Here is a 14,586-nt window from a genome sequence, read left to right as displayed (position 1 = left end):
TCAGGTCCGCGCTCCGGGGGCGGGGGGCGGGGCGGGGACCCGGTCGCGCTCGCGGTCGAGGAGTTCCATGGCGTCGGCGAAGTGCTCGCCCATGACATGCGTGAGCTGGTTCGCCATCTCCTGGGCCAGGACCGCGTCGACGGCCTGCTGGGCGAGGGGACGGACCTTGCGGATCACCTCGGCGACCTCGGCCGGGTCCTCGGTGCGCAGCACCGTGCCGGGGGCGTACTCGGCGATGATGTGGTCGGCGACCAGGCGCGTCATGTGCTCGGCGACGTGGCCGACCTTGTCGCGCAGGTTCTCGGCGATGTCCAGGACGGAGCCCACCGTCATGCCCATGCGCACCAGTTCGACGCCGGCGTGCAGCAGGCGGGGGCTGGGGACCCGGAAGCGCAGGCCGTCGCGCTCGATCACGCCCAGGTCCAGTGCGCGCTTCACCGTCCTGGGGTTGACCCCCTTGCCGAAGAGTTCGCGCAGGTCCCCGAGGGTGAGGTAGTCGGCGATCTCATCGCTCCAGGCGTCCCCGATCGCCGACTCGAAGCCGAGGATGTCGGAGAGGTCCCCACCGCGCTCCCAGACCTGGAACATCTCGCCGATGTTGGCGAAGGTGTACCCGCGGCGCAGCAGCTGGCCGATCAGCCGCAGACGCGCCAGGTGCGCCTCGGAGTAGATGCCCACGCGGCCCTCACGGCGGGGCGGGGCGAGCAGTCCCCGGTCCTGGTACACCCGGACGTTGCGCACCGTCGTATCGGCCAGCCGGGCGAGTTCGTCAATGCGGTATTCGGCCATGGGTCCAGCCTAGAGACACCCTCGAACAGTACTTGTCAGTATCTTCCTGGTGCGGGCGCTTTCGACCATGACAATAGACGTTGTCATGTTTGCGACAGGAGTGCGCCAACCCGCACATACCCGCCCATGAGGCACGACCTGCCGGAGCCCCCCTCCACGCCTCCACAACAGAGAGCCCCCGGGCGCCCGCACCGGGACTTCCCGAAATCCACTTCCCGGCGGCCCGAAAACCGGGAACCGCCGCCGCCTCCCCTCGGTCGGAAACCCCGGGGCGCCCGCGCGACGCCGCGCATCCCGGCGAACACGGAGCGCGAACCTACCGGCGAGTAAATTTCCAGCGATGCCCCATTGCATTGTGACAATGCTCGTTGTAACGTTCCGGCAATGACCGTGGAGGAGATCACATGACGCCCCCCGTGCCGCGCCACCTGCGCAGGCTGCCCGGCCTGAACGCCGTCGTCACCGGCGCCTCCGGGGCCTTCGGCGGCGCCACGTCGGCCGTCCTGCGGCACCTGGGCGTCGACGTCGTCGGGATCGACCGCGAGGCCGCCCCCGGCGTCATCGGCTGCGACGTCACCGACGACGGGCAGGTGCGCCGGGGCGTGGCCGAGGCCGTCGAGCGGCTCGGCGGCCGTCTGGACCTGCTCGTCCACTACGCGGGCGTGGGCCCGGCCGTCGACATCGGGCGGGCACCGGACGTCCACGTCCACCAGGCCCTGGAGGTGAACCTGCTCGGCACCTGGCGGGTGACCGCCGCCGCGATGCCGGCCCTCCTGCGGAGCCGGGGGCGCGTGATCGTCACCGCCTCCCTGCTCGCCGGCCTCCCGCTGCCGTTCGCCGGCGCCTACACGGTGTCCAAGCGGGCCGTGACCGCCTACGCGGACTGCCTCCGCGCCGAGTACGGCACCCACATCGGGGTCACCACCGTCCACCCCGGCTACGTGGACACCCCGATCCACAGCAGCTCCCGCGCCACCGGCGTCGCGCTGGACGGCCTCGTCCCCGCCGAGACCGGGCGCGACACCGTCATGGCCGTGGTCCGGGCGGCCGGGGCCCGGCACGCGCCGCGCGACGTGGCCTCCACCGCGCTGGGAACCGCCGGCCTGCACCTGTTCCGGCACCTCCCCGGCACGACCGAGCAGATCGTGTCCCTGAAGATCGGGCTTCTCCTCGCCGACGGCGCCTTCGCCGAAGCCGAGATCGCCCAGGGGCTCCACACACGCCACGGCAGCCCCGAACCCCGGCCGACGGCGTCCCGAGGAGGACGAGAATGACCGCAGAGACCAGCGCCAAGCCCAAGCTCACCGACCGGGAGGACATCGCCAAGCGGCTCCTGCGCGGCTCGGCCAAGGCCTCCTTCGACCCGCTCGTCGAGATCGACTGGGACGCCCCCGTCGACCCGGACATGTGGGCCATCCGACCCGAGCGGATCTCCCTCTACGGCACCCCGCTGTGGGACTCCCTCAGCGAGGAGAAGCGCAAGGAGCTCAGCCGGCTGGAGGTCGCCAGCGTCGCGACCATCGGCATCTGGTTCGAGACCATCCTCATGCAGATGCTGGTGCGCCACGCCTACCGCAACGACCCCACCACGCTGCACGTCCAGTACGCCTACACCGAGATCGCCGACGAGTGCCGCCACACGGTGATGTTCGCCAAGATGGTGGAGCGGCTCGGCTGGCACACCCGCCGGCTCGACCCGGTGGCCTACCACCTGGGGCGCCTTTTCAAGGCCATCGCGCACGGGCCGCTGATCTTCGCGGGCGCCCTGTTCGTCGAGGAGCTCCTGGACCAGCTCCAGCGCGAGGCCGTCCCCGACGAGCGGATCCTGCCCCTGGTCCGCTCGGTCGCGCGCATCCACGTCACCGAGGAGGCGCGGCACATGCGCTACGCCCGCGAGGAGTTCCAGCGGGACTGGGCACAGCGCGGCGCCCTCAACAGGGCCTACAGCAGCCTCGTGCTGGGCCTGGTCACGTACTACTCGGCGACCCGCCTGATCAACCCCGAGGTCTACGCACAGGTCGGCCTCGACCCCCGCGAGGCCCACCGCGCCGCCCGGGCCAACCCCTACTGGACGGACACCAAGACCTGGGCCGCCCGCAAGGTGGTCGGCACGCTCGGCACCGCCGGGGCGATCACCGGCCTGGGCCGCCACTTCTGGAAGAAGGCGGGCCTGCTCGGCCGCTGATTCCGGCCCCACCGACCCGCGGTGGCGTCCCGTCCGGGGCGCCACCGCGACAGACCCCACCGCCGGAGGGCGCGACGCGCCACGCCCTCCGGCGGTGGACCCGGCCTCCCGGGGGCGTACGCGCCACGCCCCCGGGGGGACACACCGCCCGGACCGCCGCGGACCCCGCACGGGCCGACCGCACGAAGGGATCGACAGTGACCGAAGCACCACCGCACTTCCGGGTGGCCATCATCGGGTCCGGGTTCGCCGGGATCGGCATGGCGGTCCGGCTCAGGCAGGCCGGCCTGCGGGACCCGAGGGACTTCGTGATCCTGGAGCGGGCCGACGACGTCGGCGGCACCTGGCGGGACAACACCTACCCGGGCGCGGCCTGCGACGTCCCCTCGCACCTGTACTCCTTCTCCTTCGCGCTCAACCCCTCCTGGAGCCGGACCTTCTCCCCCCAGCCCGAGATCTTCGCCTACATCAAGCGGGTGGCCGGGGAGTACGGGATCCCGCGGCACGTGCGGTACGGGCACGAGGTGCTGTCCGCCCGCTGGGAGCCGGCGGACAACCGCTGGCGCGTCGAGACCTCCCGGGGAACGGTCACCGCGCAGTTCCTGGTCAGCGCGGCCGGACCCCTGGCCGATCCCTCGCTCCCCGACATCAAGGGGATCGACACCTTCGAGGGGCGGATGTTCCACTCGGCGCGCTGGGACCACGACCACGACCTCACCGGGCGGCGGGTCGCGGTGATCGGCACCGGCGCCTCCGCCATCCAGTTCGTGCCGCGGATCCAGCCCCGGGTCGGCAGGCTGTCGCTGTTCCAGCGCACCGCGCCCTGGGTGATGTTCCGCCACGACCGCGACATCACCCGGACCGAGGGCTGGCTGTACCGCAACCTCCCCCTGGCCCGGCAGATCGCCCGCAAGAGCATCTACTGGGGGCGGGAGACCTACGTCCTCGGCTTCGCGAAGGACCCCCGGCTGCTCTCCGTCGTGGAGCGGCTGGGCCGGGCCAACATCGCCCGCAGCATCACGGACCCCGCGCTGCGCGCCAAGGTGACCCCGGACTTCCGCGCCGGGTGCAAGCGCGTCCTGATGTCCAACGACTACTATCCGGCGCTGGCCGAGCCCAACGTCGACGTGGTCACCGACGGCATCGTCGAGATCCGCCCGCACGCGGTCGTCACCCGCGACGCGCGGGGGCGCGAGACCGAGCACGAGGTCGACACGATCATCCTGGGCACCGGGTTCCACGTGTCCGACCCGCCGGTCGCGCGGCGCGTGTTCGACGCCGCGGGCCGCTCCCTGTCCGAGAGCTGGGGCGCGAGCGTCCAGGCCTTCCGAGGCACCACCGTGGCCGGGTTCCCCAACGCCTTCGTCCTGGCCGGACCCAACACGGGGCTGGGGCACACCTCGCAGGTCTTCATGATCGAGGCCCAGATCCGGTACACGGTGGAGGCCCTCAAGTACCTGTGCAGGCAGGGGCTGGACCGGCTGGAGGTGCGGCCTCGGGCGCAGCGCTCCTACAACGAGATGATCGCCCGGAGCATGGAGGGCACCGTCTGGGTGACCGGCGGCTGCGACAGCTGGTACCTCGACGAGGAGGGCCGCAACACCACCCTGTGGCCCACCTTCACCTGGAACTTCGCCCTGCGCACCCGCTGGTTCGACCCGCACAACTACGATCTGCGGATCGACAGCGCCCGCCGCCGCACCGCGCGGGAGCGCGCCGCGGCCTGAGGCGGCACCCACGGCCCCAGCGAAGGAGGACGCGATGAGCGGTTTCGACGACGACGAGGAGGAGTACCGGGGAGAGGTCGCCCTGACCCCCCTCGGGGCGGACGGGGAGCCCGTGGCGGAGCCGGTCGCCGCCCGGTGCCACGTGGCGGGGCACTTCTCCCCGCTGACCGGCGACTACCGGTGGTCGGGGCGACTGTCGGCCTCCCCCGGGGTCACCGCCGCCTACGAGGACGGTGTGCGCACCGTCCTGATCCGCACCCCCGGCGGCGACGAGGGCGTCGCGACCCTGGCCGGGCCCGACCTGTGGGGCGGGCACCCGGTCTCCGGCGTGGGCACCCCGCCCTACCCGGTGCCGAGGATCGACCTGGGCGACCTGCTCGACTGACCCCCGAACGAGAGGTATCCCCATGGCGATCCGACACCTGGGCGCGGCCCGGAAGATACCCGTGGCCTCCGCCGACGGCACCGAACTGCACGTGGAGGTGCGCGGCCCGGAGAGCGGGCCGACCGTGGTGCTGTCCCACTGCTGGGCGACGTCGCTGGCCTCGTGGGGGCCGGTGGTCCGGCTGCTCGACGGGAACCTGCGCGTGGTGCTCTACGACCAGCGCGGCCACGGCCGCACCCCGGTGCCCCTGACCCCCGCCGGGTACGGGCCGGAGAAGTTGGCCGACGACCTGTGCGCGGTCCTGGAGGCCACCGTCCCGGCCGGCGAGCGCGCCGTGGTCGCCGGGCACAGCATGGGCGGGATGACGATCATGGCCGCCGGGGACCGGGAGGTGTTCCGGGACCGGGCGGCGGCGGTGGTGCTCACCAACACCGGGTGCACGCAGCTGGCCGGCCGGAGCACGGCGTTCCCGGTGCCCGCGGCGGCGGTCCGCTCCGCCGCGTCCGCACTGACGCTGCGCGCCCCGCTGCCGCTGGGCCCGCGCAACCGGCTCACGGCGCAGGCGCTGAAGTTCATCGCGATGAGCCCGGGCGCCGACCCGCGGATGGTGCGGCTGTGCGCGCGCATGGTGCACGCCTGCGACCCGGTGGCGCGCGGGCGCTGGGGCGACATGATCACCCGGCTGGACCTGGACGCGACGGTCCGCGCGATCTCCGCCCCGACCGTGGTCCTGGTGGGGACCGCCGACCGGATGACCCCGCCCTGGCACGCCCGCCACGTGGCCTCGCTGGTACGGGACTGCACGGAGGTCGTGGAGGTGCCCGGGGCCGGGCACATGGGGCCGCTGGAGTTCCCCGACGTGCTGGCCGACCGGATCGGGAAGCTGGCCGCGGACCACCTGGGCGCCGTCCTGTCGGAGTGAGGCGTGCCGCGGCGGACGCCCCGGGAGCCGCCCCCGGGGCGTCCGCCGTCAGGCCGGGTCGCGGACGAGGGTCGGCACCACGTGCTCGGAGACCTCCGAGTGGACCTGGTGCAGGCGGGCCTGGACGGCGCGGCGGAGCTTGGCCAGGCACTCGACCAGGGTGATGTCGTCGCCCACCAGGCCGCCCTTGGCGACCACCGGGGTCCCGTCCAGCGGGCCGCCGCCGATGTGGCCGTGGACGGCCAGCGGGACCACCTCGCCGCCGACCTCGAACGCGTGCACGTCCAGCTCGTCGAAGAGCCCGGAGACCAGGTCCCCGCCGGTCAGGTACAGCCCGCTGGGCAGGGCGTGCGCCCCCGTGCCCTCGGCGATCTCGTGGACGGTGTCGGCCACCAGGCGGGCGATGCGCCCCGGCAGCTCCGCCCGGACCCGCCCGGGCAGGGCCCGCACCCCCTCCGAGGTGGTGACCACCCGCAGCACGCACAGGTCGGGGAACCCCGCGGAGAGGAGCTTGTCCGCCAGTTCCCGCGCGACCTCGTCGGCGTGCTCGCTCCCGGGGTCGGTGAACGCGACCGCGTCCAGGTCCACGAACCGCACCGCGCCGGTGCGCGCCACCGTCGCCAGCTGGCGACGGGTCAGGTCCGTGGTGCTGGCGACGACCCCCAGCAGCGGGCCGCGGGTCCCGGCCTGGCCCCGCAGCCGGAGGGCGTAGGCCAGCAGCGCCCCGGTGGGCCCGGCGTCCACCGACACCCACACGGTCCCGTCGTCGTGGTGGGCGGCCGCGGCGGCCTCGGCGATGTCGGTGAGGCGGCGCTCGGTGGTGGCGTCGCACAGCACCACCGGCTCGTCCCCCGCCAGCAGTTCGGCGGTGAGCATGTCCTGTGTGACCGGGCGGACCGGAACGTGGCGCACCGCCAGGCCGGACTGGGCGGCGACGATGTCGGCCACGACCCCGGTCGTCATCGGGTGCAGCGGGTCGCGGGCGAGTTCGGTGTCCTGGAGCGGCACCCCGTTGAGCAGCTGGACGCCGTTCTCGGTGGTGCGCCCGCTCCCGGGGAAGGCCGGGGTGAGCAGCACCCGCACCCGTGTGCCGGCGGGGACCCGCTCGCGGACCTCCCGGTAGACCGCCTCCAGCTCGGCGCCGACGTTGCCGCGCAGGGTGGAGTCGGTGCGCTTGACCACCAGTCCCACCGGCCACACCGCCTCGACGACGTCGGCGATGAGGTCGACCGCCTGCTCCGCGGGGACGTGCCGGCTGTCGAGGTTGGCCACCACCACGTCGTGGTCGGCCGCGACCCGGCTGACGTGCTCGGGGGTCACGGTGGTCACCCGCATCCCCGTCCGGGCGAACCGTGCCCCGGTCGCGTTGGCACCGGTGAGGTCGTCTGCGACCACGAGGACCTGTGCCACGGCAGTCTCCTTCGGCGAAACGCTCGGGTAACCTCCCTCCAACATAGGCCCGGCCGGGCACGGCCGGGGCCGAACGGGCACGGCCGCGGGCGAGGTGTGGGCGAACCGTGTCCGATCCGCCGCGCCCGCGGGCGCCGCCGGGCTCAGCGCCCGGGCAGCGCGACGACCGTGCCCGTGCGGGCGCTGCGCCGGGCCGCCTCGATGACCTCCAGCCCGTGGATCACCTCGTGCGGGTCCACCGGCAGCGGCTCGCCCTCGCCCACCGCGTCGCGCACCCCCGCGTAGAACTCGGTGTAGGCGCCCCGCGCCGAGGGCACCCGGCGGGTGGCCCCGTCCGCCCCCAGCAGCCCCCACGCGGACTCCGGCAGCCCGCCCCAGTCCGCCGCGGCCGGGCTCTCCCCCGCGAGCAGCCGCGCCTCCTGCCCGTCCATCCCGTAGCTGGTGAAGGCCGCCGCGTCCCCCAGCACGCGAAAGCGGGGGCCGCCCTGCGCGGCGAGCGCGCTCATCCACAGCTGGGAGCGGGTCCCCCGGGCGTGGCGCAGCGACAGGAACACGTCGTCGTCGGCCTGCACGCCCTCGCGCAGGGAGTCCACCTCGGCGTAGACCGAGGCGACCGGGCCGAACAGGTTGACCGCCTGGTCGATCAGGTGCGGCCCCAGGTCGTAGAGCAGCCCGGCGCCGTTCTCCACCGCCCCGCTCTCGCGCCAGGTCCCCTTGGGCAGCGGCCGCCAGCGCTCGAACCGGGACTCGAACCGGTGGACCCGGCCCAGCGCGCCCTCCTCCACCAGGTTCCACAGGGTCAGGAAGTCGGCGTCCCACCGGCGGTTCTGGTACACGGTCAGCACCCGGCCCAGCTTGTCGGCCAGGTCGGTGAGCTCCCGCGCCTGCGCCGCGGTGAGCGCGAACGGCTTGTCCACCACCACGGACACGCCCGCCTCCAGGGCGGCCCGGGCCAGCGGCGCGTGGGTGTCGTTGGGCGTGGTGACGACGGCGATCTCGTAGCGCCCGACGTCGGCCCACAGGTCGGCGACGGTCGGGTACACCGTCGCGCCCGGGTGGCGCTCGCGGACCGTGCGGGCGCGCTCGGGGTTCCCGGTCACCACGGCGGACAGGCGCAGTCCGGGGACCGCCTCGATCACCGGGGCGTGGAAGACCTCGCCCCCCTTGCCGTAGCCGATCAGGGCGACGTGCAACTCGGGGCCGTCGTGGTCGGGGACCTGCGGTGCGTTGGACATGCCCCCAATCTACGGCTCGGGGTCCCGCGCGCCGCGGCGCGCGGACACGGTGCGCCGCGGTTCCGTCCCGTCACCGGGTCATGGGCGGTGACCAGCGCGTTTCGGCATCGTTACGAAAGGTTTTGCGAATTTTGTAGACATTTTCATGCGTTGCGGCTTCGATCGTGTTCCAGCGTGCCCCGAATCACATGTCCCCTCGCACAAGGGAGAGCCATGCCGAGAACAGATCCCAGGAACCGCCGCCCGTTGGCGCTGGCCGCAGCGGCGGGGAGCGTCGTCCTCCTCGCCTCCGGCTGCGGGTACCTCAGCGGGGAGGGCGGTGGGGGCGGCGGCGGAGACGCCTCCGACGTCGACTGCGCGCCCTTCGAGGCGTGGGCGGAGGTGGAGGGGACCGTCAGCATCTACTCCTCCATCCGCGACGAGGAGGCCGAGCGGATGGACCGCTCCTGGGCCGACTTCGAGGCGTGCACGGGCATCGACATCCAGCACGAGGGCAGCGGCGAGTTCGAGGCCCAGCTGCCCATCCGCCTGGAGGGCGGCAACGCCCCCGACCTGGCCCTGATCCCCCAGCCGGGCCTGCTCCAGCGGGTCGTCGACGACGGCTACGCGGTGCCCGTCGCCGACGGGGTGGCCGCCAACGCGGAGGAGGGCTGGGGCGAGGACTGGCTCGGCTACGCCACCTTCGACGGCGAGCTGTACGGCACCCCCTACGGCGCCAACATGAAGTCGATGGTCTGGTACTCCCCGGCCTACTTCTCCGAGAACGGCTACGAGGTCCCGCAGAGCTGGGACGAGATGACCGAGCTCAGCGACACCATCGCCGAGGACGGCACCAAGCCCTGGTGCGTGGGCTTCGAGTCCGGCGACGGCACCGGCTGGCCCGGCACCGACTGGATCGAGAACGCGCTGCTGCGCACCGCCGGGACCGACGTGTACAACCAGTGGGTCTCCCACGAGATCCCCTTCGACGACCCCCAGGTCGCCGAGGCGTTCGAGCTGGCCGGCGGCATCGTCCGCAACCCCGACTACGTCAACGGCACCTTCGGCGACGTCGAGAGCATCGCCGTGACCTCCTTCCAGGAGGCCGGCCTGCCGCTGCTCGACGGCGGCTGCGCCATGTACCTGATGGGGTCCTTCTACTCCGCGCAGTTCGAGGAGGGCGTCACCGTCGCCGAGGACGGCGACGTGTACGGCTTCGTCCTGCCGCCGCTGGAGGCGGGCGCCGAGGTCCCGGTCATGGGCGGCGGCGAGTTCGCCGTGCCGTTCGCGGACCGGCCGGAGGTCGCCGCGGTCCACGAGTACCTGTCCACGCCCGAGTACGCGAACAGCCGCGCCTCGCAGGGCGCCTGGGTGTCGGCCAACCAGAACATGGACCCGGCCGTGATCGAGGACCCGGCCTCGCAGTTCGCCGCCGAGGTCCTGCTCTCGCCCGACACCGTGTTCCACTTCGACGGCAGCGACGCGATGCCCTCCTCGGTCGGCACCAACGTGTTCTGGAACGGCATGATCGACTGGGTCACCGGCACCTCCACGGAGGACGTCCTGGAGACCATCGAGTCCGCCTGGCCGTAGCGGCCCGGGGACGGCGCCCCCGCCCGCCGTCCCCCGCCCGTCCCCTCCCCCACCTCCCGGTACTCACAAGGGGCCCCACCCATGGAGTTCTCGTTCCTGGACGAGCTTCCCAAGATCGTGTGGATGCTCATCGGGATCGCCGCCTTCCTCGGCGTCATCGGCCTGCTGCTGGTCGTCATCGACATGCCCCGCACCCGGCGCGACCGCTGGCAGGCGTTCCTGTTCCTCGCCCCCGCCCTGCTCCTGCTCGTGGGCGGGCTCATCTACCCCGTGCTGCGCACGACCTACCTGTCCTTCCACGACCGCTCCGGCGACGCGTTCGTGGGGCTGGCCAACTACCTCTGGATGTTCCAGCGGCCCGAGATCCTGCTGGTGCTGCGCAACACCCTGCTGTGGGTGCTGTTCGCGCCGGTGCTGTCCACCGCGATCGGCCTGGTCTACGCGGTGCTGGTCGACCGGTCCCGCTTCGAGTCGGTCGCCAAGTCCCTGGTGTTCATGCCGATGGCGATCTCGTTCGTCGGCGCGAGCATCATCTGGCGGTTCGTGTTCGCCTACCGGCCCGCCGACCAGGAGCAGTACGGACTGTTCAACCAGATCGTCGTGTGGTTCGGCGGCGAACCCCGGCTGTGGCTGCTGGAGCAGCCGCTCAACACGTTCCTGCTGATCATGGTGCTCATCTGGGTGCAGGCGGGCTTCGCGATGGTCGTGCTGTCGGCGGCCATCAAGGCCATCCCCGCCGAGATCGTCGAGGCGGCGCGCATCGACGGCGCGGGGGCCTTCCAGCTGTTCCGGAGCATCACCCTGCCGTCGGTGTGGCCGACCGTGCTGGTCGTCCTCATCACCATCACCGTGCAGACCCTGAAGGTGTTCGACATCGTCCGCACGATGACCGGCGGCAACTACGGCACCAGCGTGATCGCCAACGAGATGTACAGCCAGGCGTTCTCCCAGGGCCAGACCGGCCAGGGGTCGGCCCTGGCGGTGTTCCTGTTCGTCCTGGTCATCCCGCTGGTGGTGCTGCAGATCCGGCGTACCCGCAAGGCGAGGGAGCTGTCGTGAACCCCACCCCCACCATCACCGACGTCCGCGACGCGGGCCCGGCCTCCCGGGTGCGGCGCAGGCTGAGCGGGTCGGCGGCGAGCCTGGCGGCCCTCGTCATCGCCGTGCTGTGGACGGTGCCCACCGCGGGGCTGTTCATCTCCTCGTTCCGGCCCGCCGACGAGATCCGCACCACCGGGTGGTGGATGTTCTTCGCCTCCCCCGAGGTGACCCTGGACAACTACCGGGACGTGCTCTTCGGCAGTGCCAGCGACGGGCGCCTGGCCAGCCACTTCATCAACTCCTTCGTGATCACCCTGCCCGCGACGGTGTTCGTGCTGGGCCTGGCCGCGCTGGCCGCCTACGCGCTGGCGTGGATCGACTTCCGCGGCCGCGACTGGGTCTTCCTGGGGATCTTCGCCCTCCAGATCGTGCCGCTGCAGATGGCCCTGGTGCCGCTGCTGCGCTTCTTCTCCCAGGGGGTGACCGTCGGCGGGGCGCAGATCCTCCCGGCCTGGGAGCTGACCGGGGCGATGGCGTTCACCAACGTGTGGGTGGCGCACACGATCTTCGGGCTCCCGCTGGGCGTGTTCCTGCTGCACAACTTCATCTCGCAGCTGCCCCGGACCCTGTTCGAGGCGGCGCGGGTGGACGGCGCGGGGCACGGCCGCATCTTCCTGCGGATCGTGCTGCCCCTCATCACGCCGGCCCTGGTGTCGCTGGGCATCTTCCAGTTCCTGTGGACCTGGAACGACCTGCTGGTGGCGCTGATCTTCACCGGCGGCGACACCGCCACGGCCCCGCTGACCGTGCGGCTGGCCGAGCTGGCGGGCACCCGCGGCGAGGCCTGGCACCGGCTGACGGCGGGCGCGTTCGTGTCCATGATCGTGCCGCTGACGGTGTTCTTCCTGCTCCAGCGCCACTTCGTCCGCGGCCTGCTGGCGGGCAGCGTCAAGGGCTGAGGGGCACCGGCCGCGGAGGTCGGTGACGCCCACCGCGCCTGACACACGCGGGGAGGGCCTCCGGTAGCGGTGTGGACCGCGACGTCCACCGGCCGCCGGGGGCCCGCGGGCGCCCCGCCCACGCCGACGCCCGCCCCGCCCCGCGGGCGCCCCGCGCCGGCCCGCCGCGTCGTGCGCGACGGGTGGCCGCCGGGCCGCGCCGTTCCGGGAGGGGCGGCCGGACCCGCCTCAGCCCCGCAGGGCGGCGCGGGCCGCCTCCAGGGCCGTCGTCCGGTAGGCGGCGCCGAACAGGCACACGTGGACCAGCAGCGGGTACAGCTGGTGCAGGGCCACCCTGGACCGCCAACCCGCGGCCAGCGGCGCCATCTCGTTGTAGGCGTCGCGCACCCGCTCCAGGTGGGGCAGCCCGAACAGGGTGAGCATCGCCAGGTCGGCCTCCCGGTGTCCCCCGTGGGCGGCCGGGTCGACGAGCACCGCGTCCTTGCCGCGCCAGAGCACGTTGCCGTTCCACAGGTCGCCGTGGATGCGGGCGGGGGGTTCGGGCTCCCCCGCCAGCTGGGCGACCCGGTCCACCACCTTCTCCACGGTCCGGCCGTCGACGGGCGTCAGCCCGCCCTGGTCCACGGCCCGGCGCAGGCACGGGCGCAGCCGCTGCTCCGCGTAGAACACCGGCCAGGTCCGGGAGGGCGTGTTGTCCGCGGGCAGCGGACCCACGAATCCGGGCCAGGGGGCGCCGAAGTGGTCCGCCCCGGTCAGGTGCAGCCCCGCGAGCCGGCGGCCCAGCCGCTCGGCGGCGTGCGGGGAGGGGTCCCGCTCCTCCACCCACGGCAGCACCAGGATACGGTCGTCCCAGGCCAGCGGTTCGAGCACCGGCGACCCGAAGGCGTGCCCGAGCCACTCCAGCCCGCGCGCCTCGGAGGTGAGCACGGCGCTGGGCCCGGCGTTGCGCGGCAGCGACTTCACGAACAGGCGGGTGCCGTCCTCGGCCTCCGCGTAGGAGATGTCCCAGTCGTGGCTGCGCTGGGCCCGCACCGCCCGGCGCACCCGGCGGCCCAGCAGAACCGTCAGCCGCTCGGCCATGGTCCCCTTGACCGGGTCCCGACGCCGCCCCTCACCGCCGTCCGCGGCGCACACCGCCCCCTCCTCCACCCGGCCCCCGCTAGCGCCGCTTGAGCAGCGCGGCGAGTTCCCCGGTCAGGCCCTTGGCCGCGGCCTCCACCATGTTCAGGACGGCGGTGAAGCCGTCGTCGCCGCCGTAGTAGGGGTCGGGCACCTCGGGGTTGGGGCCGACCCCCGGGGCGAAGGAGCGGAACAGCCGCAGCCGGGCCGGGTCGAAGCCGTGCCCGGCCCCGTACCGGTCGGCCATGCGCCGCAGGTCGTCGAGGTTGTCCAGATCCATGGCCAGCAGCAGGTCGTAGCGGGCCAGGTCGTCCGGGTCGAACCGCCGGGCGGTGTGGTCGGTGAGGTACCCGTGCACGCGCAGCGTGGAGGAGGCCCGGGGGTCCATCTCCCCGCCCACGTGCCAGTCGCCGGTACCGGAGCTGTCCACCTCGACGAGGTCGCCCAGCCCGGCCCGTTCGAGGTCGGCGGCCAGCACCTTGGCGGCCATGGGAGAGCGGCAGATGTTGCCCAGGCACACCACGCCGACGCGGTAGGGGCCGTCGGGGTCGCGAGGTTCCGGCAAGCTCATACCCCTTACCGTAACGAAAAACCGCCGCTGCCACCCGCTTAGCGGCGGGCGCGTTCGCCGCGGTCCGGTAACGGCGCCGGGGGCTTCGCCCCGGCGGGACCCCCGCGCGCGGGCCGCGGAGGCGGCCCGCCGCGCGCCCCTAGGCGTGTTCGGCGGATGCTTTCGTTCGGTTCGGCGCTTGCGCCGAGTGAGGGGAGCGGCCTCCGGGCGATCTCTCGCGAGACGCCGAGCGCAGGTCGGCCCGGGTCGGCCGTCCGAGCGCAGGCGGCGCGGCGAGAGGCCGCCCGGTGGTCGCGAGCCGGAATGATCCGCCGAACACGCCCTAGCTTGGCGTTTAACCTGGAGCCCGTGACCGGATACCGGCCTGGTCACGGGCTTCGTCGTTTCCCGTACACAACAACGGTCTTCGCGTGATCATGTGCTTCAACCACGAACACACCTGATCACAACGAAGACCGTCACCATGAGTCTGCTGCACCACCACGCCCCTGTCGAGCCACTGCCGGAATTGTCCCGCTTCCGAGCGCAGTTCCACGCCTGCCTGACCACACGCGCTGATGCCCTCTTCGAGGTCTGCGAAGCCCTGGTCAGCACCCCGACCCCCGTGCGCCACCTGGCCCAACTCTCGTTGGAGCCCGAACACCACCGCGGTCACGGCTCGGCCTACGCCG

General features: G+C 73.1%; 13 protein-coding genes and 1 pseudogene. 9 read left to right on the top strand and 5 right to left on the bottom strand.

Annotated elements, in window-relative coordinates:
• Window positions 1-789 carry a MerR family transcriptional regulator gene (locus tag BUE45_RS04545; RefSeq protein WP_073375515.1) on the bottom strand — a complete coding sequence of 263 codons (789 nt, stop codon included), beginning with the start codon at window positions 787-789 and terminating at the stop codon, window positions 1-3.
• 404 nt (window positions 790-1,193) lie between these two features.
• Between BUE45_RS04545 and BUE45_RS04540 the strand changes: the two genes are divergently transcribed.
• The 5 genes from BUE45_RS04540 to BUE45_RS04520 all read left to right on the top strand — a co-directional run bounded on the left by BUE45_RS04540 (window position 1,194) and on the right by BUE45_RS04520 (window position 6,008).
• On the top strand, window positions 1,194-2,063 hold the full coding sequence (locus BUE45_RS04540) for an SDR family NAD(P)-dependent oxidoreductase (RefSeq protein ID WP_073375513.1): 870 nt from the start codon (window positions 1,194-1,196) through the stop codon (window positions 2,061-2,063).
• Window positions 2,060-2,974: an AurF N-oxygenase family protein gene (locus BUE45_RS04535; protein ID WP_073375511.1), complete on the top strand. Its 915-nt coding sequence runs from the start codon at window positions 2,060-2,062 to the stop codon at window positions 2,972-2,974. The genes BUE45_RS04540 and BUE45_RS04535 overlap by 4 nt, the downstream gene beginning before the upstream one ends.
• A gap of 197 nt (window positions 2,975-3,171) precedes the next feature.
• A complete protein-coding gene (locus BUE45_RS04530; RefSeq protein ID WP_178378455.1) occupies window positions 3,172-4,701 on the top strand; it encodes a flavin-containing monooxygenase in 1,530 nt (509 codons plus the stop codon).
• A gap of 34 nt (window positions 4,702-4,735) precedes the next feature.
• On the top strand, window positions 4,736-5,086 hold the full coding sequence (locus BUE45_RS04525; protein WP_073375507.1) for a DUF4873 domain-containing protein: 351 nt from the start codon (window positions 4,736-4,738) through the stop codon (window positions 5,084-5,086).
• Window positions 5,087-5,108: 22 nt separating this feature from the next.
• Entirely contained in the window at window positions 5,109-6,008 is a 900-nt protein-coding gene (locus tag BUE45_RS04520; protein ID WP_073375505.1) for an alpha/beta fold hydrolase, read from the top strand.
• Between the two features lie 48 nt (window positions 6,009-6,056).
• Here BUE45_RS04520 and BUE45_RS04515 read toward each other — a convergent pair whose 3' ends face one another.
• A complete protein-coding gene (locus tag BUE45_RS04515) occupies window positions 6,057-7,418 on the bottom strand; it encodes a four-carbon acid sugar kinase family protein (RefSeq protein WP_073375503.1) in 1,362 nt (453 codons plus the stop codon).
• Window positions 7,419-7,561: 143 nt separating this feature from the next.
• Window positions 7,562-8,653 (bottom strand): Gfo/Idh/MocA family protein, encoded by a 1,092-nt coding sequence (locus BUE45_RS04510; RefSeq protein WP_073375501.1) that lies wholly within the window; start codon window positions 8,651-8,653, stop codon window positions 7,562-7,564.
• A gap of 213 nt (window positions 8,654-8,866) precedes the next feature.
• Between BUE45_RS04510 and BUE45_RS04505 the strand changes: the two genes are divergently transcribed.
• The 3 genes from BUE45_RS04505 to BUE45_RS04495 all read left to right on the top strand — a co-directional run bounded on the left by BUE45_RS04505 (window position 8,867) and on the right by BUE45_RS04495 (window position 12,225).
• Window positions 8,867-10,225: an ABC transporter substrate-binding protein gene (locus BUE45_RS04505; RefSeq protein ID WP_073375498.1), complete on the top strand. Its 1,359-nt coding sequence runs from the start codon at window positions 8,867-8,869 to the stop codon at window positions 10,223-10,225.
• Between the two features lie 81 nt (window positions 10,226-10,306).
• Window positions 10,307-11,284, top strand: a complete 978-nt coding sequence (locus tag BUE45_RS04500; RefSeq protein WP_073375496.1) for a carbohydrate ABC transporter permease — start codon at window positions 10,307-10,309, stop codon at window positions 11,282-11,284.
• Entirely contained in the window at window positions 11,281-12,225 is a 945-nt protein-coding gene (locus BUE45_RS04495) for a carbohydrate ABC transporter permease (protein ID WP_073375494.1), read from the top strand. The genes BUE45_RS04500 and BUE45_RS04495 overlap by 4 nt, the downstream gene beginning before the upstream one ends.
• A 228-nt stretch (window positions 12,226-12,453) precedes the next feature.
• Here the strand turns inward: BUE45_RS04495 and BUE45_RS04490 are convergent, their stop codons facing one another.
• Together BUE45_RS04490 and BUE45_RS04485 are read right to left on the bottom strand one after the other, a co-directional pair.
• Window positions 12,454-13,305, bottom strand: a complete 852-nt coding sequence (locus BUE45_RS04490; protein WP_084736987.1) for a fructosamine kinase family protein — start codon at window positions 13,303-13,305, stop codon at window positions 12,454-12,456.
• A gap of 79 nt (window positions 13,306-13,384) precedes the next feature.
• Complete coding sequence (locus BUE45_RS04485) at window positions 13,385-13,915, bottom strand: low molecular weight protein-tyrosine-phosphatase (protein ID WP_073375491.1); 531 nt, start codon at window positions 13,913-13,915, stop codon at window positions 13,385-13,387.
• A 463-nt stretch (window positions 13,916-14,378) separates the two neighbouring features.
• Here BUE45_RS04485 and BUE45_RS32905 point away from each other — a divergent pair.
• A pseudogene (locus BUE45_RS32905) lies at window positions 14,379-14,586 on the top strand (NF041680 family putative transposase); the annotation flags it as partial.

It is taken from the genome of Nocardiopsis flavescens, from assembly GCF_900141985.1.
GTDB lineage: Bacteria > Actinomycetota > Actinomycetes > Streptosporangiales > Streptosporangiaceae > Nocardiopsis > Nocardiopsis flavescens.
This window is presented reverse-complemented; position numbering and strand designations above follow the sequence as displayed.